This window comes from Modestobacter excelsi (genome assembly GCF_005930495.1).
Lineage (GTDB): Bacteria > Actinomycetota > Actinomycetes > Mycobacteriales > Geodermatophilaceae > Modestobacter > Modestobacter excelsi.
On the sequence record NZ_SJEX01000043.1, the window covers coordinates 1 to 21,277 of the forward strand.

The 21,277-nt window shown below is 76.8% G+C and carries 16 protein-coding genes and 1 pseudogene; 11 read left to right on the top strand and 6 right to left on the bottom strand.

Going from position 1 to position 21,277, the window contains the following annotated elements; genetic code table 11:
- Window positions 1-325 precede the first annotated feature (325 nt).
- Window positions 326-1,324 (bottom strand): GlxA family transcriptional regulator, encoded by a 999-nt coding sequence (locus FHL80_RS14615; RefSeq protein WP_216870741.1) that lies wholly within the window; start codon window positions 1,322-1,324, stop codon window positions 326-328.
- A 72-nt stretch (window positions 1,325-1,396) separates the two neighbouring features.
- Here FHL80_RS14615 and FHL80_RS14620 point away from each other — a divergent pair, with 72 nt between their 5' ends.
- Window positions 1,397-2,713 carry an MFS transporter gene (locus tag FHL80_RS14620; protein WP_138734128.1) on the top strand — a complete coding sequence of 439 codons (1,317 nt, stop codon included), beginning with the start codon at window positions 1,397-1,399 and terminating at the stop codon, window positions 2,711-2,713.
- Window positions 2,714-2,821: 108 nt separating this feature from the next.
- On the opposite strand, the gene FHL80_RS14625 is transcribed toward FHL80_RS14620, so the two are convergent.
- Window positions 2,822-4,336 carry an aldehyde dehydrogenase family protein gene (locus FHL80_RS14625; protein WP_138734129.1) on the bottom strand — a complete coding sequence of 505 codons (1,515 nt, stop codon included), beginning with the start codon at window positions 4,334-4,336 and terminating at the stop codon, window positions 2,822-2,824.
- 88 nt (window positions 4,337-4,424) lie between these two features.
- Here FHL80_RS14625 and FHL80_RS26755 point away from each other — a divergent pair.
- The 4 genes and pseudogenes from FHL80_RS26755 to FHL80_RS14645 all read left to right on the top strand — a co-directional run.
- Window positions 4,425-4,889 (top strand): annotated as a pseudogene (locus FHL80_RS26755) (PAS domain-containing protein); the annotation flags it as partial.
- 389 nt (window positions 4,890-5,278) lie between these two features.
- The gene (locus FHL80_RS14635; RefSeq protein ID WP_138734131.1) at window positions 5,279-6,853 is read left to right on the top strand and encodes a GAF domain-containing SpoIIE family protein phosphatase; all 1,575 of its coding nucleotides are present in this window, start codon (window positions 5,279-5,281) and stop codon (window positions 6,851-6,853) included.
- A 132-nt stretch (window positions 6,854-6,985) separates the two neighbouring features.
- Window positions 6,986-9,931, top strand: coding sequence for a sacsin N-terminal ATP-binding-like domain-containing protein (locus FHL80_RS14640; RefSeq protein WP_138734132.1), 2,946 nt, complete (start codon window positions 6,986-6,988; stop codon window positions 9,929-9,931).
- Window positions 9,932-10,046: 115 nt separating this feature from the next.
- Window positions 10,047-11,654 (top strand): tannase/feruloyl esterase family alpha/beta hydrolase, encoded by a 1,608-nt coding sequence (locus tag FHL80_RS14645; RefSeq protein WP_138734133.1) that lies wholly within the window; start codon window positions 10,047-10,049, stop codon window positions 11,652-11,654.
- Between the two features lie 159 nt (window positions 11,655-11,813).
- On the opposite strand, the gene FHL80_RS14650 is transcribed toward FHL80_RS14645, so the two are convergent.
- Complete coding sequence (locus tag FHL80_RS14650) at window positions 11,814-12,194, bottom strand: hypothetical protein (RefSeq protein ID WP_138734134.1); 381 nt, start codon at window positions 12,192-12,194, stop codon at window positions 11,814-11,816.
- Between the two features lie 213 nt (window positions 12,195-12,407).
- Complete coding sequence (locus tag FHL80_RS14655) at window positions 12,408-12,728, bottom strand: hypothetical protein (protein ID WP_138734135.1); 321 nt, start codon at window positions 12,726-12,728, stop codon at window positions 12,408-12,410.
- Between the two features lie 586 nt (window positions 12,729-13,314).
- On the opposite strand from FHL80_RS14655, the gene FHL80_RS14665 reads away from it, so the two are divergent.
- Window positions 13,315-13,665 (top strand): STAS domain-containing protein, encoded by a 351-nt coding sequence (locus FHL80_RS14665; RefSeq protein WP_138734136.1) that lies wholly within the window; start codon window positions 13,315-13,317, stop codon window positions 13,663-13,665.
- A 27-nt stretch (window positions 13,666-13,692) separates the two neighbouring features.
- Window positions 13,693-14,628, top strand: coding sequence for an alpha/beta hydrolase (locus tag FHL80_RS14670; protein ID WP_138734137.1), 936 nt, complete (start codon window positions 13,693-13,695; stop codon window positions 14,626-14,628).
- 67 nt (window positions 14,629-14,695) lie between these two features.
- Here the strand turns inward: FHL80_RS14670 and FHL80_RS14675 are convergent, their stop codons facing one another.
- Complete coding sequence (locus FHL80_RS14675) at window positions 14,696-15,559, bottom strand: DUF1206 domain-containing protein (RefSeq protein WP_138734138.1); 864 nt, start codon at window positions 15,557-15,559, stop codon at window positions 14,696-14,698.
- A gap of 40 nt (window positions 15,560-15,599) precedes the next feature.
- Window positions 15,600-16,436, bottom strand: a complete 837-nt coding sequence (locus FHL80_RS14680; protein ID WP_138734139.1) for a DUF1206 domain-containing protein — start codon at window positions 16,434-16,436, stop codon at window positions 15,600-15,602.
- A 258-nt stretch (window positions 16,437-16,694) separates the two neighbouring features.
- On the opposite strand from FHL80_RS14680, the gene FHL80_RS14685 reads away from it, so the two are divergent.
- From FHL80_RS14685 to FHL80_RS14700, 4 genes are all read left to right on the top strand, one after another.
- Window positions 16,695-17,330 (top strand): hypothetical protein, encoded by a 636-nt coding sequence (locus FHL80_RS14685; RefSeq protein WP_138734140.1) that lies wholly within the window; start codon window positions 16,695-16,697, stop codon window positions 17,328-17,330.
- A gap of 365 nt (window positions 17,331-17,695) precedes the next feature.
- Entirely contained in the window at window positions 17,696-18,382 is a 687-nt protein-coding gene (locus FHL80_RS14690; protein WP_138734141.1) for a phosphodiesterase, read from the top strand.
- On the top strand, window positions 18,379-19,938 hold the full coding sequence (locus FHL80_RS14695; RefSeq protein ID WP_138734142.1) for an SIR2 family NAD-dependent protein deacylase: 1,560 nt from the start codon (window positions 18,379-18,381) through the stop codon (window positions 19,936-19,938). The genes FHL80_RS14690 and FHL80_RS14695 overlap by 4 nt, the downstream gene beginning before the upstream one ends.
- A 37-nt stretch (window positions 19,939-19,975) precedes the next feature.
- A complete protein-coding gene (locus tag FHL80_RS14700) occupies window positions 19,976-21,250 on the top strand; it encodes a cytochrome P450 (RefSeq protein ID WP_138734143.1) in 1,275 nt (424 codons plus the stop codon).
- Window positions 21,251-21,277 lie beyond the last annotated feature (27 nt).

The following is a 21,277-nucleotide window of genomic DNA, read 5'->3' on the forward strand; positions in this document are numbered from 1 at the left end:
CGGTCGCGCTGGGCGCGGCGGCCGGGCGGGTGGCGTGACGGCGCGGGCGGTCAGCGCCGTCGTGCTGGGCAGGGATGTGCTGGCTGGAAGTCATACGTGGTTCCTCAACAGTCCGGTGGCTCCCGTTCATCCACCGGGCGCGGGGCACCCGTCAGGGGCCGCTTCGCACATCCGGGTCGGACGTCGGGTCGCCGGCGCGCCTCCGTGGCGCAGCCTCGCGCCGACGTCGAGTCCACCTGCTCTCGGAGTGAGCAGGGGGCGGCGCCGGTGATCCCCACTCTGCCAGAGACGGTCGCGCTGCGCGGGGACGTCGAGGAGGTGCTCGTCACATCGGGGTGGCCACCGCGCCGGTCGGTGCGGACCCGCGGAAGGTGCGCCGGTAGGTCAGCGGCGCCACGCCGATGGCGGCGTGCAGGTGCTGGCGCAGCGACGCGGTGGTGCCGAACCCCGCCTCGTCGGCCACCCGCTCGACCGGGGTGTCGGTCGACTCCAGCAGGTGCCGGGCCAGCGCCACCCGCTGCTGCGTCAGCCACCGCTGCGGGCTCAGCCCGGTCTCCTGGCGGAACCGGCGGGTGAACGTGCGCACGCTCATCCGGGCGTGCCCGGCCAGCTCGGCGAGGGTCAGCGGCTCGCCCAGCCGGGTCATCGCCCAGGCCCGGGTGTCCGCCGTCCCGGTCCCGTCGGGGTCGGGCAGCGGCCGCTCGATGAACTGCGACTGGCCGCCGTCCCGCCACGGCGAGGCCACCCGCCGGCGGGCGACGCTGTTGGCCACCTCGCTGCCGTGGTCCCGGCGCACCACGTGCAGCAGCAGGTCGATGCCGGCGGCGTTACCGGCCGAGGTGAGCACGTCGCCGTCGTCGACGAAGAGCACGTCGGGGTCGAGGCGGACCTGCGGGAAGAAGCCGGAGAACGCGGCGGCGTGCATCCAGTGCGTGGTGGCCGGGCGACCGTCGAGCAGCCCGGCGGCCGCGAGCACGAACGCCCCGGTGCAGATGGAGACGATCCGGGCGTGCGAGGCCGCGCGGGTCAGCGCGTCGGTCAGGACGGGGGAGAGGACGCCGTCCGACTGCGGTCCGCCGTAGACGCCCGGAACGACGACGGTGTCGGCGGTCTCCAGCAGGCGGAGGTCGTGGTCGGGCAGCACCGCGTAGCCGGCGCTGGTGCGCACCGGGCCGCCGTCCACCGTGGCGACCCGGACCCGGTACAGCGGCCGCCCCTCGGCGTCGACGGCGCCGCCGAGGAAGGCGTGCGGCAGGCCGAGTTCGAAGGCGACGGTCGTGTCCATCGCGAGGACGGCGACCTCGTGCACGGCGGAATCGGACATGGCCGGATCGTTGCACATGCTGGCTCTCGGGCCACTGGTTGCAGGCGCGCGTCGCCCGGCAGGATCTGCCGGGTGACCACCGCGCTGCCGACCCGCACCTCCCGGATCCACCCCGCGTGGTGGGTCGCCGCGGTGACCTTCCTGGCGCTGATCGGCGCGGCCGCGTTCCGCGCGGTGCCGGGCGTGCTCATCGACCCGCTGCACGAGGAGTTCGGCTGGTCGCTGTCGACCATCTCGCTGGCCGTCGCGATCAACCTGGCGCTGTACGGGCTCACCGCGCCGTTCGCCGCGGCGCTGATGGAGCGGTTCGGCATCCGCCGGGTCGTGGTCGCCGCGCTGCTGGTGGTCGCCGTCGGCAGCGGGCTGACCGTCTTCATGACGGCGAGCTGGCAGCTGGTGCTCTGCTGGGGCGTGCTGGTCGGGCTGGGCACCGGCTCGATGGCGATGTCGCTGGTCGCGACGGTGACCGGGCGCTGGTTCGTGGCCCGCCGGGGGCTGGTGTCCGGTGTGCTGACCGCGGCCGGGGCGACCGGGCAGCTGGTCTTCCTGCCCCTGGTGGCCGCCGTCTCCACCCGCTGGGGCTGGCGCCCCGCGGCGCTGGGCACCGCGGCCGCCGCGCTCGCGGTCGCCCCGTTCGTGGCCTGGCTGCTGCGCGACCGCCCCCGCGACGTCGGGGTCGCGCCCTACGGCGGCACGCCCGCGGACGACGTCGAGCCGGCCCGCGGCAACCCGGCCCGCACCGCGCTGCGCGGGCTGGCCGACGCCGTCCGCACCCGGGTGTTCTGGCTGCTCGCCGGCGGGTTCATGATCTGCGGGGCATCGACGAACGGGCTGGTGCAGCCGCACTTCATCCCCGCCGCGCACGACCACGGCATGCCGGTGACCACCGCAGCCGGGCTGCTGGCGATCGTCGGGGTCTTCGACGTCGCCGGCACGATCTTCTCCGGCTGGCTCACCGACCGCGCCGACCCGCGGCTGCTGCTGCTGGCCTACTACGGCCTGCGCGGGATGTCGCTGTTCCTGCTGCCGCAGCTGTTCGGCACCGACATCCAGGCCTCGATGATCGCCTTCATCGTCTTCTACGGCCTGGACTGGGTGGCCACGGTGCCCCCGACGCTGGCGCTGTGCCGGCAGTACTTCGGTGCCCGGGCGCCCGTCGTCTTCGGCTGGGTGTTCGCCTCGCACCAGGTGGGGGCCGCCCTGGCTGCGTTCGGTGCCGGCGTCATCCGCGACGTCACCGGCTCCTACGACGGCGCCTGGTACGGCGCAGCTGCGCTCTGCGTGGTCGCCGCGACCCTGTCGATCTCGATCCGCCGCCGGCCGTCGTCCCCGGGGACCACCCTCCCGGTCGAGCCGGTCCCCGCCGCCGCCGACCAGGCCCACGGCTAGATCCCGCTCTCGGCGCCGGGGCCGCAGGGGGGCTACGCCGGGACGGCGGACGACGTCACACCGACGGCGACCTCGTCGTCGTCCCGGCCATGGTGGCCGCATGGCCGGTCACCGGTGCCGGCCGTGGACGACGCCCATGACACGGGCCAGCGCGTCAGCGGCGGCGGGCGGGCGGCCGAAGCTCATCAGGTTCACCGGCAGGGCCACGCGCTGGCGGGTGATCGCCTTCGCCCGGGTGAACTCGCGCAACCCGTCCGCGCCGTGGACCCGGCCGAAGCCGCTGTCGCCGACGCCGCCGAAGGGCAGCGCGGGCACCGAGGCGAAGGTCAGCACCGAGTTGATCGACGTCATGCCGCTGCGCATCCGGCGGGCCAGGTCCACCGCCCGCGCGGTCGAGCCGCTGAACACCGAGCCGCCCAGGCCGAGCGAGATGGCGTTGGCGCGCCGCAGGCCCTCCTCGGCGTCGGCCACCCTCGCGATGGTGAGCGTCGGCCCGAAGGTCTCCTCCTGGACCGCCGCGGAGCTCTCCGGCACGTCGAGCAGCACGGTCGGGGCGATGTAGCCGCCCTCGACGGTGCCCCCGGTGGCGACCCGGCCGCCCGCCGCACGGGCGTCGTCCAGGTGCCGACGGACGACGTCGCTCTGGCTCGCCATGGTCATCGGGCCGTAGGTCGCCGCGTCGTCCGACCCCGGACGCAGGTCGGCCACCCGCCTGGTGACCTCGGCGACGAACCGGTCGTAGACGGCGCTGGTGGCGTAGACCCGCTCGATGCCGATGCAGGTCTGCCCGGCGTTGCTCATCCCGCCCCACACCGCGGCGTCCGCGGCGGCGACCACGTCGGCGTCGTCGTCGACGATCATCGCGTCCTTGCCCCCGCACTCCATGAGCACCGGGGTGAGCGTCTCGGCGCAGGTGGCCATCACCTCCCGCCCGGTCGCGGCCGAGCCGGTGAAGGCCAGCTTGCCGACGCCGGCCCGGCACAGCGCCGCACCGGTCTCACCGGAGCCGGTGACCAACTGGAAGGCGTCGGCCACGTCGGGGACGGCGGCCCGCCAGGCTGCGGCCAGCCACGCGCCGACGGCCGGGGTGTACTCGCTGGGCTTGAACACGACGGCGTTGCCCGCGGCCAGCGCGTAGGCGATCGAGCCCATCGGCGTGAAGACCGGGTAGTTCCACGGGCCGATCACCCCGACGACGCCGAGCGGCTGGTACTCCACGGAGGCGGCGTGGTTGGCGGCGAGCAGGCCGGGGTTGACCCGGCGCGGGCCGAGCGTCTTCCGCGCGTGCGCGCCGGCCCAGGCGAGGTGGTCGACGGCGAGGGTGATCTCGAGGATGGCGTCGGCGTGCGGCTTGCCGTTCTCCCGGTGCACCAGGTCGGCGAGCTCGTGCATCCGGCGGGCCAGGTACCCGCGGTAGGCGGCGAGCCGCAGCCGCCGTTCGGCGAAGCCGAGGGCGGCCCACCGCTCGGCGGCGACCCGGGCCCGCTCGACGGTCTCCCGGACGGCGTCCGCGTCGTGCACCGGGAAGACCCCGACGACGGCGCCGGTGGCCGGGTCCGTGGACTCGAAGGTGCCCCTCCCGGTGGTGGCCGGGACGCTGTCCAACTCCTCGCTGAGCGGCATGGCACGGCAGGTTACCGGCCGGTAGTGCGTTCCGCCCGCATGACTCCTCGGTGCAACTCGGTGGTGCCCCGCCGATCCGGTGCGACCGATGTCCTCTCGCGATGTGCGCCCGGCGGTCGGGCGCGGGAGGCGGAGGCACGTGGGGCAGGCTGGGACAGCGCGCGGTGAGATCGACTTCGCCGCGGTGTTCGGTGCACTGCCGACGTCGTTCCTGGTCATGACGCCCGACCTGGTCATCGTCGAGGCGAACGCGGCCTACCTGGCCACCACCGGGCGCACCCGCGCCGAGCTCGTCGGCCGGCCGGTCTTCGAGGCGTTCCCGGGCAACCCGTCCGACAGCGAGGCCGACGGCGGGGTCAGCAAGGTCCAGGCGTTCTTCGAGCGCGCCCGGGACACCCGGCGGCCGGACACCATGCCGGTCCAGGAGTACGACATCCCCGACGGCACGGGGGGCTACAGCAAGCGGTTCTGGAGCCTGATCAGCACGCCGGTCCTGGACGCCGAGGGCCGCTGCGCCTACGTGGTCCAGCGCGCCGAGGACATCACCGACTACGTGGTCCAGCAGCGCCGCGCCGGCGTCGTCGACCCCACCGACCTCGAGCGGCGCGTCCTGGAGGTCGAGTCCGACCTGTACGCCCGCAGCCTCGAGCTCGCCGACGCCCGGGCCGCCCAGGCCGCCAGCGCCGGGCGGCTCACCGCGCTCGCCGGGGTCGCACTGCGGCTGGCGGGCGCCGAGACCGTCGCCGACCTGGTCTCGGTGGTCACCGAGGGTGGGCTGGCCGTGGTGGGCGCACCCGGCGGTGCCGTGGCGGTCCGGGACGGCGACGCGCTGCGGTCGGTGGTCTCCGCGGAGCTCGGCGGCCCGCGGACCCAGCAGACCTACGGGCTGCAGCCCTCGGCGGGCCGCTGCCGGTCAGCGTCGCCGCGCGCACCGGCCGCCCGGTGCTGCTGCCCGACCCCGCGGCATCGCTCGCCTTCGCCCCCGAGATGGCCGGCGTCGTCGAGGCCACCGGCGGGGTGGCCTACGCCAGCCTGCCGCTGCGCACCCGGACCCGGGACCTGGGCGTGCTGACCGTCGTCTGGGACGAGCCGCAGGCCTTCGTCCCCGCGGAGGTTGAGGTGCTGGTCGCGTTCGCCGCGCAGTGCAGCCAGGCGCTCGACCGCATCCAGACCCGCGAGGCGGAGCTCCGCAGCGCCCGGCAGCTGACCGCGCTCGCCGAGCTGGCCCTGGCGCTGGGGCGCGCGGAGTCGGTTCACGAGCTGACGGCGACCGTGGTGGACCGCGGTCTCGCGGTGCTCGGTGCCCAGGGCGGCGCCGTGGCGGTCACCGACCCCGACGACCCGACGACCCTCCGGCTGGTCATCACCGAGGGGCTGGGCGCGGTCGCGCAGCAGGCCTACGCGGTGCTGGCGCTCGACGGACCGATGCCGGTCAGCATCGCCGCCCGCACCCGCCGTCCCGTGGTGGTCCACGACGCCGCGGAGTCACTCGCCCTGACCCCGGACATGGAGCAGGTCATGCCCGACACGGGGTGCCAGGCCTGGTTCGCGCTCCCGCTGGAGACCGGCGGCCGGCTGGTCGGCGCCCTGGTGGTCGGCTGGGCGGAGCCGCAGGTGTTCGGCGCGGCCGACTCGGAGGTCGTGGTCGCCTTCGCCGCCCAGGCCGCCCTGGCGCTGGACCGGCTGCAGACCCGGGTGGCCGAGCGGACCGCGCTGACCGCGCTGGCCGGCACGGTGGAGGCGCTGCAGCCCAGCCTGCTGCCCGAGCCGCCGGAGCCCGACCACCTGGAGGTGTCCGTCCGGTACCTCCCCGCCGCGCGGCAGGCCCAGGTCGGCGGCGACTGGTACGACAGCTTCCTGCTCTCCGACGGGCGCACCGTGCTGGTCATCGGCGACGTGACCGGCCACGACAGCCACGCGGCCGCCGCGATGGCCCAGGTGCGCAACGTGCTCCGCGGGGTCGCCCACCACAGCGGCGGCACGCCGGCGGAGGTGCTCACCGGGCTGGACGCCGCCATGCGGGACCTCGACATCGGCACGCTGGCCACCGCGGTGCTCGCGACCGTCGAGCAGACCGCCGCCGACGCCGCCCGCGGGGCCCGGGTGCTGCGCTGGTCCAACGCCGGGCACCCGCCACCGCTGCTGGTGCAGCCCGACGGCAGCATCGAGGTGCTGGAGCGCCCGGCGGACCTGCTGCTCGGCGTCGACCCGGAGCGCTCCCGGCACGACCACGCGCGGGAGCTGGTGCCGGGCTCGACCGTGCTGCTCTACACCGACGGGCTCATCGAGCGCCGCGGCGTCCCGCTCGACGACGGCGTGCGGTGGCTCGGCGACCTGCTCAGCGAGCTCCGCCACCTCGACCTCGAGGAGCTGTGCGACCGGGTGCTGGGTGAGCTCGCCGGCCCGGTCGACGACGACGTCGCGCTGCTCGCGATCCGGGCGCACCCGGAGGACCGGCCGCGCCCGCCGTCGGCCGGCCCCGGGCGGCTGCCGGCGGAGCACAGCGCGCTGCGCTGACCCCGCTGCCCACCCGAGGCGGTCGGACCAGGCCGCCGTCGGCGCGTGCGTGCCGCCAGCGAGGACGGCGGGCAGCGGCTCGCGGTGGACGTGCACCCCGACTGACGCCGGCCGGTCGGGCATGCTGCGCAGGTGCCTGACCCCGCCGAGCTGCGCCGCCGGGTGCTGGCCGCCTGGACCGACTCCCCGGCCCGCTTCCGGGAGGACGCGAACGCCGAGGAGGACCTGGTCCTCGGCGGCTACCGCGACCGGCTGCTCGTCGAGCTCGCGCAGAACGCCGCGGACGCGGCCGCCCGGGCCGGCGTCCCCGGTTCGCTGCGGCTGCACCTGGACGGCGAGGTCCTCCGCGCGGCCAACACCGGCGCCCCGCTGGACGACGAGGGCGTCCAGGCGCTGGCCAGCCTGCGGGCCAGCGCGAAGCGGGACGCCGCCGCCGTCGGCCGGTTCGGCGTCGGGTTCTCCGCCGTCCTGGCCGTCAGCGACGAGCCGGCCGTCGTCTCCACCGACCGCTCGGTCCGGTTCAGCGCCGAGCGGACCCGGGCCGCCGTCGCCGCCGTGCCCGCCCTCGCCGAGGAGGTGGCCCGCCGGGGCGGCGCCGTCCCGGTCCTCCGGCTGCCGTTCGCCGCCGACGGCGCCCCGCCGGACGGGTTCGCCACCGAGGTCGTCCTGCCGCTGCGGCCCGGCACGGCCGGTCAGGTCCGCACCGCGCTGGCCGGCCTGGACGCCGAGCTGCTGCTCGCCCTCCCGGCGCTCAGCCGCATCGACGTCGTCCTCGACGGCTCGGTCCGCACCCTCCGTTCACTTTCGGCGCGGAAAGCGGAGGTGGTGCTCACCGATGGGGACCGGACGACGACCTGGCGGGTCGTCCAGCGCTCCGGCGAGCTGCCCGAGGAGCTGTTCGCCGACCGGCCGGTGGAGGAGCGCGACCGCCGCGGCTACACCGTCACCTGGGCCGTCCCGGTCCAGGACGGGGTCCCGGTCCCGCTGGCCGGCCGGCAGGTGGTGCACGCCCCGACACCCAGCGACGAGCCGCTCTCGCTGCCCGCCCGGCTGATCGCGCCGTTCCCGCTCGGCCCCGACCGGCGGCACGTCGCGCCCGGCCCGGTCACCGACGCGCTGGTGCAGGTGGCCGCCGACGGCTGTGCCGAACTCCTCGCGGAGCTGCCGGCCGACCCGGTCCTGCTCCGGCTCGTGCCCCGCACCGGCCTCGCCGCCGCCGAGCTGGACGCCGTGCTGTGCCGCGCCGTCCTCGGTCGGCTCCGCGACTCCCCCTGGCTGCCGCCCGCCGACCCGGAGGAGGCCCCGCTCCTCCCGGACCGCGCGGTCGCCCTCGACGACCCGACCGACGACCGGGTCGCCGCGCTCGTCGGGGTGCTGCCCGGCCTGCTGCCGGCTGCGTGGTCTCGGCGGTCGGACGCGGCGGTGCTCAGCGCGCTCGGCGTCCGCCGCGCCGGGCTGGCCGAGGTCGTAGAGGCGGTCCGGGGCGTGCAGCGGCCCGGCTCCTGGTGGGCCGGGCTCTACGCCGCCCTGGAGACCGCCGACCGGGACGAGCTCGCGGCCCTCCCGGTGCCGCTGGCCGACGGCCGGACGGCGCAGAGCCCGGCCGGTGTGCTGCTCACCGACGACTCGCTGCCCGCCGACCGGCTCGCCCCGCTCGGCCTGCGCATCGCCGACCCGGCGGCGGCGGCCGGGCCGGCGCACCGGGTGCTGGAGCGGCTCGGCGCACGCCCGGCGACCGCGGCCGCCGTGCTCGCCGATCCCGACGTGCGGGCCGCGGTGGAGGCCTCGCTGGACGAGGCCGACGACGGCGCGGACGTCGAGCCGCTGGCCCTCGCCGTGCTCACCCTGGTCGCCGCCGCCGGGACGGCGCCCGGTGAGCTGCCGTGGCTGGCCGAGCTGGCGCTGCCCGACGACGACGGCGGCTGGGCGCCGGCGGGGGAGCTGGTGCGCCCCGGCTCCCCGCTCTCCGACGTCCTCGCGCCTGCCGCGCTCGGCGCGCTGGACCCCGAGTTCGCCGTCGGTCAGGACGTCGCCGCGCTGCGGGCCGTCGGGGTGCTCGACACCTTCGCGCTGGCCACCGCCGAGGACCCCGACGACCTCGACGTCGACCGCGTCGAGGAGTGGGTGGACGCCGTCCTGGACCGGCTGCCCGCCGACGCCCCGCCGCCGGTCTGGCCACCGCTGACCGCGGTGCGCGACCTGGAACTGGTCCGCGACTGGGACCGGGCGCTGCCGCTGCTGGCCGGGCTGCCGGCCGCCGCGCGGGCCGACGTCGACCTCGGCGGCACCGTGGTCCCCGGCTACCTGCGCTGGTGGCTGCGCACGTCACCGGTGCTGCACGGCACCCGGCCCGACCGGCTGCGCTCCCCGGACAGCGCGGAGCTGCGGGGGCTGTACGAACCGGTGCCGGAGCTGCCGGCCGAGGTCCTGGCGCTGCTGCGGCCGCCGGCGACGGTGGCCGACGTGCTGGCCGACGTCGACGACGCCCTCGACCTGCTCGACCGGCTGGGCGACCCCGCGCGGACGGTCGGCCCGGCCGTGCTGCGCACCGTCTACGCCGACCTGGCCGCCGCGCTGGCCGACGTGGACGTCGAGCCCCCACGCCGGGTCCGGGTCGCGCCCGACCGGGTCAGCGACGAGGCGGTGGTCCTGGACGCGCCCTGGTTGCAGCCGCTGGTCCCCGCCGCCGTCGTCCCGGTGGGCGGGGCGCCCGGCCCGGTCGCCGACCTGCTCGACCTGCCGCTGGCCGGCGAGCAGGCCGGCCGCGCCCGGGTGACCAGCCGAGCCGCGCGCACCGTGCGGTGGGCCGAGGTGCCCGGGGCCGGGCTCGCCGCGGCGCGGCTCGGCGTGCCGGAGCTGACCGGGTCGGTCGCCGTCCACCCGACGCTCACCGTGACCGGCGGCCGGACCGTCTCCTGGTGGCCCGGTGAACCGGACGCGGTGGACGGCTCGCCCGCGGCGCTGGGCCGGGCGCTGGCCTGGCGGTCCGGGGTGTGGCCGCTGCGGCAGGCGCTCGCCGAGGCGTTCGCCCACCCGCAGCGGGCAGCCGAGCTGGCCGCCGAGGACGCCGTCGGCTGAGCGACCCGGCTCCTGGCACCCCCTGTGGTGCACGTCACACCAGCGTGTGAGACTCCCTCAGCCGGTACACGGCCGGCGCACAGCTCCCGGACGAACGCGAGGGGTGGCACGGCGGATGAGGCGTGGAGCCGGCTGGACGGCACGGACGCTGGCAACGGCGGCGGCACTCGCACTCGGCGTGGGGATGGTGGTGGCGCCCGCCGCGAGCGCCACGCCCCCGGGCGGCGGGACCGGAGGGGCGCCACCACCCGTCGGCTGCGCGGAGCTGAGCACCGCCCGGCTGGGCCTGCCGGACACCACCGTCACCTCGGCCGTGGCCGACCCGGGTGACGCCACCACGCCGGCGTCCTGCCGGGTGACGCTGACGGTCACCCACCCGCCGGCCGGGGACGCGGTGACCGTCTGGGTGCACCTGCCCACGGACACCTGGAACGGCCGGTTCCAGGCGGTGGGCGGCGGCGGGTTCCGCGGCGGCTCACCGGACTCGCTGCTGACCCCGCTGCGCGACGGCTACGCCACCGCGGCCACCGACGCCGGCCACCCGGGTGCCACGGCCGACTTCGCGCTGAACCCCGACCGGACGCTGAACTGGGCGGCGATCGAGGACTTCGGCTACCGCGGCGTGCGCGACATGACCGTCACCGCCAAGGCGGTCATCGCCGCGTTCTACGGAACCGGTCCCCAGTACTCCTACTGGAACGGCTGCTCCACCGGCGGCCGGCAGGGCCTGATGGAGGCGCAGCGCTACCCCGACGACTACGACGGCGTGCTGGCCGGTGCTCCCGTCATCAACTACTCGCGTCTGCAGATCGCCCAGATGTGGGGCCAGGTCGTGATGCTCGAGGAGGCCAACCCGGTCGCCCCCTGCAAGTTCGATGCTGCGCTCCGGGCGACCATCGCGGCCTGCGACACCGTCGGGGACGGCGTGATCGACGGCGTGATCGGCGACCCGCTGGGCTGCTCCTTCGACCTGGGCACGCTGGTCGGCACCGCGACACCGTGCGGCGACATCACCGCGGCCGACGTCGAGGTGATGCGCCGGATCGCCCAGGGCCCGCGCACGCAGGACGGGCAGTTCCTCTGGTACGGCCAGGCGCCGGGCACCCCGTACGCCGGGCTCAACGACACCGAGGTGGTCGACGGCCAGCTGGTGGGCAAGCCCTTCCAGTACGACCTCTGGTGGATCGGCCTGTTCCTCGCCCAGGACCCGGGCTGGGACTGGCGGACGCTGACCTACGCCGGCTACGAGGCGTTCTTCCAGCAGTCGATCGAGATGTACTCGGCGGTGTTCTCCGCTGACGACCCGGACCTGTCGGCGTTCGCCGACTCCGGCGGCAAGGCGCTGCTGTGGCACGGCGCGGCGGACTTCGGCGTCCCGTTCCAGGGCACGGTCGACTACGTCGAGCGGGTCCAGGACACGATGGGGCCGGGGCGGACCGACCAGTTCCTCCGGCTGTTCCTCGCCCCGGGCGTCGGTCACTGCGGCGGCGGCGCGGGTCCGCAGCCGGTCGGCCAGTTCGAGGCGCTGGTCGACTGGGTGGAGCGCGGGCACGCGCCGCGGACCCTCGACGCGGAGGCGGTCGACGCCTCGGGGGCGGTCGTGCAGACCCGCCCGCTGTGCGCCTACCCGGAGGTCGCGCGGCTGGTGGGGCACGGCGACCCCGCTGACGCCGGCAGCTACCGCTGCGTCCGCGGCACGGAACTGGAGCCCGCCACCCGCTGACCCGGTCGCTCCCGGCGGGTGGCCGGCCGGCATGCCGACCAGCCACCCCCCCCCGGCCCCGTCCAGAGGCTCGCCCTGAGCATGGTGCGTTGCTGGAACGGCCCCCTTCCCGGGACCCGCCCTGAGCTTGCGAAGGGTGGGGAGGAAGGGGGTCCTTCGTCAGAACCAGCGCGGGGCTGCCTGCGCGCCGGGGGCGTGGCCGTGCCGGCTGTCCGCGCGCGGACCGTGACCGCCGGACCGGCCCGCGGACCGCGGCGCCTGCTCGTTCGCCCGCCACGCGGTGAACAGCGAGACCCAGTGCCCGGCGGTCAGCGCGGAGGCCCGGGACATCGGGGAGAGCCCCTCCGCGTGCAGCCAGCGCACCCCGGCGGTGCCGGGGAGCTGGCTGCGCAGGACCGCACCCAACGCGGGCTGCCTGGTCGCCCCGGGGGCGGAGAGGACCGCGTGCGCCAGCCGGTCGAAGTCGGTCCGGTCGTCCTCGGCGAGCTGGGCGCGGGCGGCGACGGCGGCGGCGTCGAGGGCAGGGGTGGGTCGTGACATGGGGTACCTCCAGCAGGGGTGAGGGCGCCCGCGACGTCCGGCGGGCACGCCGGGGAACGGGGGGAGAGCGGTCACGGCCGGTCGCGAGGGGACCGGCGGACGGCGGGCCGGGGGCCCGCAGGTCAGCTCAGGAGGTGCGCAGCCGCAGCCGCAGCGAGGTGTCGCCCATGAGCAGGACGGTAACGGCGGCCCGGCGTGGCCGTCGACTGGTTTTCAGGACGCGCGCTCGTCGACGCCGCGCTCCTGCGCCGACCGGGCCTTCTCGGCCTGGCGGGCCTGGTGCGCGGCGTACCGGGCGGCGTCCTTCTCCCGCTTGCCGGCGTCCCGGTCCCACTTCTGCTTGCGCTTGCGCGCCCGGACCAGCTCGCGGGCCTCGAAGTCCGGGTGCTCGTCCCAGCTGCTCGCCAGCTGGACGACGACCACGCCGATCCCCCCGAAGATCAGCACGCAGGCGCCCAGGATCGGGTCGACGAGGAACGCCAGCACGGAGAGGAGGGCCCAGAGAGCTCCGGCGACGACGGTCCGCTTCGACATGACCGCCAGTATCCGCGCCCTTCCTGTGCTGGCGGGATCCCGGCCGTGGACGACGTCCGCCGGAGGTGGGCGTCGGCATGCGCGGGCGCATGTCCGACCCCTCCGACCCCCCCGTTCCGCGCCGACCACGTCGGCAGCCTGCTCCGCCCCCCGGCGCTGCTCGACGCGCGCGCCCGGCTCGCCGCCGGGGGATCGACGCCGCGGAGCTCCGCAGCATCGAGGACGCCCGCTCGGGGACCTTCCAGCCGCTGCGCTTCCTGCCGCTGGACCAGCCGGCCCTCTCCCCGCAGTGCGGCTTCAGCTCGACGGTGGAGGGCAACGCGCTGACCCGCGACGAGCAGGTCGCCGAGCTCGCGCTGGTCGTGGAGATGGCGCAGGCGGTCTGGGGGCTGAACGCGCCGGTGACTTCCAGGTGGCTGCCCCGGCGTGGCGCGGGCCGCCACGCCGAAGACCCTTGTGCACGACCGATGTCGTCTCTAACGTCTTCTCCGCGGTTCAACCACCAGCCGCGACCGGGCACCCCATGCCCGGCGCACGAGGCTGGTGGCAGGTGCCGCCGGTCACGACGGCCCCACTGGAGGTCTCCATGACCGCGTCGATCGACATCGACCCCACCCGCATCGACGTCCGCGCCGCGACCAGCTCGTCCGGCACAGTCGTCCGGGTCAGCGGCGAGGTCGACTCCACCACCGCCCCGGGCCTGCGCAACTGCCTGCTCGAGGTCGTGGCCCGACCGGGCTCCACGGCCGTCGAGGTCGACCTGCAGGGCGTCACCTTCCTGGACTCGGCGGGGCTCTCCGCGCTGGCGACCGCGCACCGGGCCGCCGAGGCCGCCGGGCGGGTGCTGCAGATGCGCTGCGGCACCACGCGCGCCGTCGTCCGCCCGCTGCAGATCACCGGCCTGTGGAGCATCTTCACCGTCGTCGACGCCGGCTGAGGGCGCCGGTCCGTCCAGGATGGCCGGATGGCCGACGGCGTTCCTCCCCAGCTCCACCCCTCCCTCGCGGCGCTGCTGCCCGGGCTGTCGAGCGCGCCGGCGCGTGAGGTCGGCCTCGACGCTGCCCGCCGCAGGTTCAGCGAGCTGCTGACCGCGGGCCTCGCCCGCGCGCCCGAGGTCGACGTCGACGACGTCCTGCTGGACGGGCTCGCCGCCCGGGTCTACCGGCCCGCCGCCGGCGGGGGCGCCACCGTCGTCTTCCTACACGGTGGCGGCTGGACGCTGGGCAGCGTCGACGACTACGACGGGCTGGCTCGCCGACTGGCCGACGGCCTGTCCGCGGTGGTGCTCGCCGTGGAGCACCGCCGCGCTCCCGAGCACCCGTTCCCCGCCGCCGTGGACGACGCCGTCGCCGGCACCCGGTGGGCGATCGAGCACGCCGCGGACCTGGGTGGGGACCCGGCCCGGGTCGCGGTCGCCGGGGACAGCGGCGGCGGCAACCTGGCCGCGGTCGTCTGCCAGCAGCTCCGCGACGCCGGCGGTCCGCAACCGGTGGCGCAGCTGCTGCTGTACCCGAACGTCTCCCGCGGCGCCGACCAGCCCTCGGTGCAGGCTTTCGGGCACCTGCCGTTCCTCACCCTGTCCGACATGGGCTGGTACACCCGCAACTACGTGCCGCGGGGCACCGACCTGGGCGACCCCCGGATCAGCCCGGCGGAGGGGGACCTCGCCGGCCTGCCGCCGGCACTGGTCGTCACCGCCGGGGCCGACCCGCTGCACGACTCCGGGCGGGCCTACGCCGAGGCGCTCACCGCGGCCGGCACCCGCGTCGAGTGGCTGGACCTGCCGGACATGCCGCACGGCTTCGCCCACCTGGTCGCGCTCGCGCCGGCCGCGGAGGGGGCGCTGGCGCAGGTCCTCGCCCGCGCCGCCGTCCTGCTGGACCCGGCCGCGGCCGGATGAGCAGTTCGGGCCTGCTGCAGGGGCCCGGCACGAGCCTGCGAGTGACGGGGGGCAGCAGGGTCCTTCATCAGGTCGAGGGGTCTCGGTCGGGGAAACGCGCCCGGGCCAGGGCGTAGACCCCGAACGCGGCGAAGCCGACCGCGACCGCGGTGAGCAGCCACTGCCCGGTCGGGACGCCGGCGATCGCGTGCATCGCGCCGTCCAGCCCGGTCGCCGTCGACACGTCCTCCGTCGCCGCGGCGTAGACCAGCAGGCCGCCGGAGACGGCGAACGCGACGCCCTTGGCCACGTAGCCCACCGAGCCGATCCGCTCGATGAGCGGCTCCCACCGGTCCGGAGCGGCGGCCAGGTCGACGTCCTTCATGAACCCGCCGGTCAGCCCGCGCACCAGCGTGTACGTGCCGACCGCGGCCACCACGACGCCGACGCCGACCACGGCGACCGCGCCGCCGGGGATCTCCAGGGCGTCGTCGGTCAGCTCCCGGAACCGGTCGGCGGCGTCGTAGTCGGCACCGACGGCGAAGAAGAGCGCGGTGACCCCGAGGACGGCGTAGACCGCGCCCTTCGCGGTGCACTTGGCGCAGACGACGGCCGTGCGCAGCCGCCGGGCCGGGCGGAGCAGGCCGGCCCACACGCGCAGCACCTCCCCGGCCTGCCACAGCGCCAGCGCCAGCATGCCCAGCCCGATCACCCAGAGGAGCACCCGGCCGCCGGGGGAACCGGAGACCGTCTGCAGCGCACCGGTCTGGTCGGCGTCCTCGGCGCGCGGACCGACGGCCCAGGCCACCCGGAAGGCGAGCCAGCCGATCAGGACGTGCAGGACGCCGTAGGCCACCAGCCCCACCCGGGCCAGGTGGGTCAGCACCGGGTGGTCGGTCACCTCGCGGGCGCGGGCGACGGCGTCGTGCACCCGTTGCAGGACGGCGGTCACCCCGCGATCGTGCCCGAGCCCGGGCGCGCCCGCTCGGCGGTCACGTGCGCTCGGGGTAGCGGGCCCGGAAGAGGCAGAAGACGCCGAACGCCGCGATGCCGAGCGCGACCACGGTGAGCAGTGCCTTGCCGAAGGGGGCGTCCAGCAGCGTGCGCATGGCGCCGTCCAGGCCGCTGGCCTTCGCCGGGTCGAAGGTGATCGCCGCCCAGCCGATCAGCCCGCCGACCAGGGCGAGCGCGACCCCCTTCGCCGGGTACCCGACCAGGCCGAGCCGCTCGATCACCTGCCGCTGCCCGGCGGTGGCCTGCGCGGTGTCGATCTCCTTCATGAAGTGCTTCGTGACGCCCTTGCGCACGTGGTAGACGCCCACGCCGATGACCACCAGCGCGGCGACGCCGACCAGGAACCGGCCGGCCGGCCAGCTGAACACCCCGGCGACGGCCGACTGCTGCTGCTGCCCGCTCGACTGCCCGCCGCCGGTGGCGAACCTGATCGCGGTGACGGCGAGGAAGACGTAGACGACCGCCTTCGCGACCGACTTGACGATCTTCCCGGTGGCCTTCTTCTTCGCGTCGCCGGAGCCGCGCAGCCGCGGGGTCCAGCGCAGCACCTCGGCGAGCTGCCACAGGGCCAGGGCGATGAGCCCGACGGCCAGCACCCACAGCAGCCCCTTGCCGAACGGCTTGGAGGCCAGCGTGGCCATGGCCCCGGACTGGTCGGCGGTGCCGCCGCCCCCGCCCCAGGCCAGCTGCAGGGCCAGCCAGGCCACCAGCAGGTGGACGATGCCCAGGGCGATCAGCCCGACGCGGGCCAGGTTCTCCAGCGCGTCGCTGTTGCCCGCCCGGTCGGCGCTGGACGAGATGCCCGGTCTGGTCACGGTGGGTCCCTTCGGTCGCGGGAGCGGACGGCGCCCGGATCCGGTGCTCACGTTCCCGTGGCCGCTCAGATTGGCACAACCGCAGGTCGGATGCGCGCCGGACAGGCGCGGCGTCAGCCGACCGGGTGCCGGGCGCGGGCGGAGCAGTGGACGCCGGACGACCCGGTGCCCCGAACCGGTCCGGGCCCGCGGCCGGGGTTCCTCGCGGGCGGACGGTGCGCCTGGGTGGTGCGGTCCCCGGTGGGGGAGACTGGGGGCGTGACGAACGCCGTGACCACCGGCCGGCTGGCCGGAGCCCCCGCCGCCCCGCCCACGCCGCAGCAGGCCCGGTCGACCTGGCCGCGGATGGCCGCCCTCGGTGCCGCCCTGCTGGTGCTCGGTGTGCTGGCGCTGACCTGGTCCGGGACCGGGCCGCGGCTGCTGCTGGCGGCGCTCGGCCTGTTCGCCGTCGTCCGCGGCATCGTGCTGCTCCGCAGCGCCCGCGCCGGTGAGGTCGAGCGGTCCGGCGCGGTCCTCGGCGCCGGTGCCGTCTGGGTCGGCCTCGTCCTCGCCGCGCTGGCGCTGGTGTCCGCCACCACGGCCGGCTGGGCCCTCGTCGCCGCCGTCGTGCTGCTGCCGCCGGTGCTGGCCGCCGCGGTGGCCGCCCGCCGCGCCGCACTGGCCGCCGCCGCGGTGGTCGCCGCCGCCCTCGCGCTCGGGCTGCTCGCCGGCGCCGACGCCCTGCTGTCCACCGGGCGGGTCGTCGTCGGCGTGGTCGTGGCGGCGCTCGGGTTGGCCAACCTGGTCGGTGCCGCCGGCATGGCCCGGATCGCCCGCCGTCCGGCGCCCGCCCCCGTGTCGGCCGGGTGCGGTGGCTGCGCCTGCGGCGCCGGCGGCTGCGGCGCGCTCGGCTGATCCCCGGGCGCGTCCCCCAGTCGTTCCCCGCCGGACACCTCCCCGTCATGCGACCGATCTAGCGTCGTGCGCACGGTGGGTCGGTGACCCCGACCCGCCGGCGCAGCGGCCGCGACCGTCGGCCGGGCACGGAGGAGGGGGACATGCGCACCATCGAACGCACGGTGTGGACCTGCGACAACTGCAGGCACGCCAACGCCGCTGACCGCAAGCGGTGCACCGACTGCGGCACCACCCGGCACTGAGGACCGAGGCCCGCGACCGCGCGCGACGAGGCGCCGGTACGTGGGCTGCCGGTACGTGGGCTGCCGGTACGTGGGCGCCCGCAGGAGTGACCGGACCTCCGCGGGGTAACCCCCGCAGACATGGCAGACCTCGTGGACGCCGCCGGCCGGCTGGTCGCCGTCCCCATCGCCGCGCTGACCCGGGTCCGCGGCGCCAAGCCGATGCACCCCCGGGGGACCCTGTTCACCGCGGTGCTGCAGCGGACCGGGCTGGCCGGCGGCATCCCCTGGCTGGACGCCACCGGCCGCGACGACGTCCTGGTCCGGATCTCCCGCGGCGCCGGGCTGCCCCCTGCGCTGCCCGACCTGCTCGGCTTCGCGCTCCGGGTGCCGGGTGAGCGCCCGGTCGACCTGCTGCTCTCCTCGACCGGCCGCGGGCGGTGGACCCGGCGGGTGCCGGTGCTGCGCCGCGACGCGGCGACCGGCTACGGCTCGATCATGGCCTACCGCAGCGCCGCCGGGCCGGTGTGGCTGGCCGCCGATCCCACCGGCGGCCCGCTGCCCACCGCCCGCGACCGGCTGGCCGCGGCCGCGCCCGGCCGGGTCGTCGTCCTGTCCGCGGCCGTCGGCCGGGGCCCGTGGGCGCGCTTCGGCACCGTGACGCTGGGGGAGCCGAGCACGCCGCCGGACCCGGAGCAGCCCTTCGACGCGGTCCAGCACCCGCCACCGGGGCTGGTCGCCGACGGCCCGCTCGCCCGGTTCCGCCGCCCCGCGTACGCCGCGGCCCGCGCCGCCCGTGGCGTCGCGCTGGAGACCGGCCCGCGGTGAGCGGTCACGTCTTCGTCGTCGGCGCGGACCTGACCCGGCTGTCCTGCGACGACGTCGTCGTCCCCACCGACCGGTCCCGGCGGGTGACCGCGAGCTGGGTGCCGCTGCTGCCCGCGGACGCCGTCGCGGCGCAGGACGAGGACGGGGCGTGCGTGACCGGCACCTGGTACGGCGCGGAACGGGTGCACGAGGTGCCCGGTTGCGGCGACCGGCGCGCCTGGCTGGTCGACACCGTGGACCCCGATGGCTCCCGGGACGGCGAGCGGGGGCTCAGCTGGCTGCTCGACGGCGCCCGCGAGGTGCTGGCCGCGGTCGCCCGGCGTGAGGTCCCGGCACCGGCGCACGGGCGGGCCCGCCGCCTGGTCGGGCTCCCGGCGCTGGGCACCGGCTGGGGTGGCGCCGCCGGGCAGCGGGGGGCCCTGCTCCAGCAGCTGCTGCCGGTGCTCCGCCAGGCCGCCGCCGAGCACGGCTACGACATCGCGCTGGTGCTCCGCCGGCCCAGCGACCTGGCCGCCGCCCAGCGGGTCCGGCGCGGTGACGGCGGCGGCTGGCGGCTGCCCGAGGCGCTGGCCGCGCTCGCGGAGGACCTGGGCCGGCGGGCCCGCGAGGGGGAGCTGGCCGTCTTCCTCGGGGCCGGCGTCAGCGCCGCGGCCGGCCTGCCCACCTGGGAGCAGCTGCTCGCGGAGCTCGCCGTCCGCGCCGGCCTGGACGAGGGGTCGCGCGCCGGGCTGTCCGGCCTCCCGCCGCAGGACGCCGCCGCCCTGCTCGCCCGGGTGCTCGGCCGCGACGAGCTGACCGCCTACGTGCAGGAGCGCTTCGGCCCGGGCTCGTACTCGCTGGCGCACGCGCTGGTCGCCGCGCTGCCGGTGCGCGAGTTCGTGACCACCAACTACGACCCGCTGGTGGAGCTGGCCGCCGCCGACATCGGCCGGCCGATGCGGGTGCTGCCCTTCGAGGAGGCCGCGCCGGGCGCGCCCTGGCTGCTCAAGCTGCACGGCGACGCCGCCCACCCGGACAGCGTCGTGCTGACCCGCGAGCAGTACCTGGAGTTCGGTGACCACCGCAGCGCCCTGGCCGGGGTCCTGCAGTCGCTGCTGCTCACCCGGCACGTCCTCTTCGTCGGCACCTCGATGCTGGACGACGACCTGATCCGGATCGCCCACCAGGTGCGCACCGTGCTGCACGTGCCCGACCCCGCGGAGCGGCGGCGCAGCGGCACCGTGCTGGCACTGCAGGAGGACCCGGTGCGCGCCCGGCTGTGGGAGCGGGACGTCGAGACGGTGGCGATGACCGGTGCGGCGGGGGCCGCTGACGCCTCCCCGGCCGAGGCGGCCCGCCGGCTCGAGGTGCTGCTGGACCTGCTCGGCTGCCTGTCCAGCCGGCCGACCGGCTACCTGCTGGACCCGGCCTACCGCGGGCTGCTCGACGAGGAGGAGGCCGCGCTGGCCGACGCCCTGGCCGACGCCGGGGCGGCGCTCGGCGGCGGGGCGGGGCAGAGCTGGGCGGGCCAGGAGGTGCTCCGGCTGCTGCGCGAGCTGGGTCAGGGCGACGGCTGACCGTTTCCCGCTCCGCTCGCCGGGCAGTGCACCCCCCATGCGCCGGCCCCGGTTCGACCAGTCCCTGCCCATGCTCGCCAAGGGCTACGCCTGGCTGCCCGACCGGCGGCGCACCGCGGGGCGGGACACCGTGCAGACCCGGCTGCTGGGGGTGCGCCGGATGCTGGGGGTCGAGGGCCCGGCCGGTGCGCGGTTCCCCTACGACGAGGACCACGTCCGGCGCAGCGGCGCCCTGCCCGAGCCGGTGGTCAGCACCCTGTTCGGCCACGGCGCGGTGCACACGCTGGACGGCGAGCCGCACCGGGTGCGCAAGGCGATGTTCGTCCACCTGCTGATGGACGACGGGACCGCCGACCTCGTGGACCGGGTCGGCGCGGCCTGGGACGACGCCGTGCCGCGCTGGGCCGCCCAGCCGCAGGTGGTGCTCATGGACGAGGCGGCCCGGGTGCTCACCCGGGGCGTGTGCGACTGGGCCGGCGTCCCGGTGTCCGACGAGGAGCTGCCGGCCCTCGCCGGTGACCTGACCACCCTCGTCGACGGCTTCGCCACCGGCGCCCCGCGGCACTGGCGGGCCCGGCGGGTGCGGCAGCGGCGGGAGGCCTGGCTGGCCGGCATCGTCGACGCGGTGCGCGCCGGCGAGCGGACCCCGCCGGCCGGCTCCGTCCTCGACGTCGTCGCCACCCACCGCGACTCCGAGGGCGAGCTGCTCGAGCCGCGGGTGGCCGCCGTCGAGGTGCTCAACGTCATCCGGCCCACCGTCGCGGTCAGCTGGTTCCTCGGCTTCGCCGCGCACGCGCTGCACCGCTGGCCGACCGGCCGGGAACGGCTGCGGACCGGAGGCGCCTACGCCACCGCGTTCGCGCACGAGGTGCGCCGCTACTACCCGTTCGCGCCGTTCATCGGTGGCCGCGCCCCCCGGGAGGTGGAGTGGGACGGCGAGCGGGTGCCGGCCGGCTCGATGGTGCTGCTGGACCTGTTCGGTCAGGCCCACGACCCGGAGCTGTTCCCCGAGCCCTACGCCTTCCGTCCCGAGCGGTTCCTGACCGAGGACGGCGACCGGGTCCGCGACATCGGTCCGTGGGAGCTGGTGCCGCAGGGCGCCGGCGACCCGCGCACCGGGCACCGCTGCCCGGGGGAGGACGTCACGGTGGCGCTGCTGGCCTCGCTGGCCGTCCGGCTGGCCCGCCTGGGGTACCGGCTGCCCGACCAGGACCTGACCATCTCGCTGCGCCGGATCCCGGCCCGGCCGGCCAGCGGGGTGGTGCTCAGCGACGTGCGGCCGGGTGACCGGCAGGGCCACGCAGGCTGGTGACGGAACGGCGCGGTCGCGTACCGTCCG

Excerpts from the sequence above, each read along its gene's own strand:
- FHL80_RS14690 (WP_138734141.1), top strand. The coding sequence starts at position 17,696 with ATGGCAGACCTCGTGGACGCCGCCGGCCGGCTGGTCGCCGTCCCCATC.
- FHL80_RS14655 (WP_138734135.1), bottom strand. The coding sequence starts at position 12,728 with ATGTCGAAGCGGACCGTCGTCGCCGGAGCTCTCTGGGCCCTCCTCTCC.
- FHL80_RS14670 (WP_138734137.1), top strand. The coding sequence starts at position 13,693 with ATGGCCGACGGCGTTCCTCCCCAGCTCCACCCCTCCCTCGCGGCGCTG.
- FHL80_RS14665 (WP_138734136.1), top strand. The coding sequence starts at position 13,315 with ATGACCGCGTCGATCGACATCGACCCCACCCGCATCGACGTCCGCGCC.
- FHL80_RS14645 (WP_138734133.1), top strand. The coding sequence starts at position 10,047 with ATGAGGCGTGGAGCCGGCTGGACGGCACGGACGCTGGCAACGGCGGCG.
- FHL80_RS14615 (WP_216870741.1), bottom strand. The coding sequence starts at position 1,324 with ATGTCCGATTCCGCCGTGCACGAGGTCGCCGTCCTCGCGATGGACACG.
- FHL80_RS14650 (WP_138734134.1), bottom strand. The coding sequence starts at position 12,194 with ATGTCACGACCCACCCCTGCCCTCGACGCCGCCGCCGTCGCCGCCCGC.
- FHL80_RS14700 (WP_138734143.1), top strand. The coding sequence starts at position 19,976 with ATGCGCCGGCCCCGGTTCGACCAGTCCCTGCCCATGCTCGCCAAGGGC.
- FHL80_RS14625 (WP_138734129.1), bottom strand. The coding sequence starts at position 4,336 with ATGCCGCTCAGCGAGGAGTTGGACAGCGTCCCGGCCACCACCGGGAGG.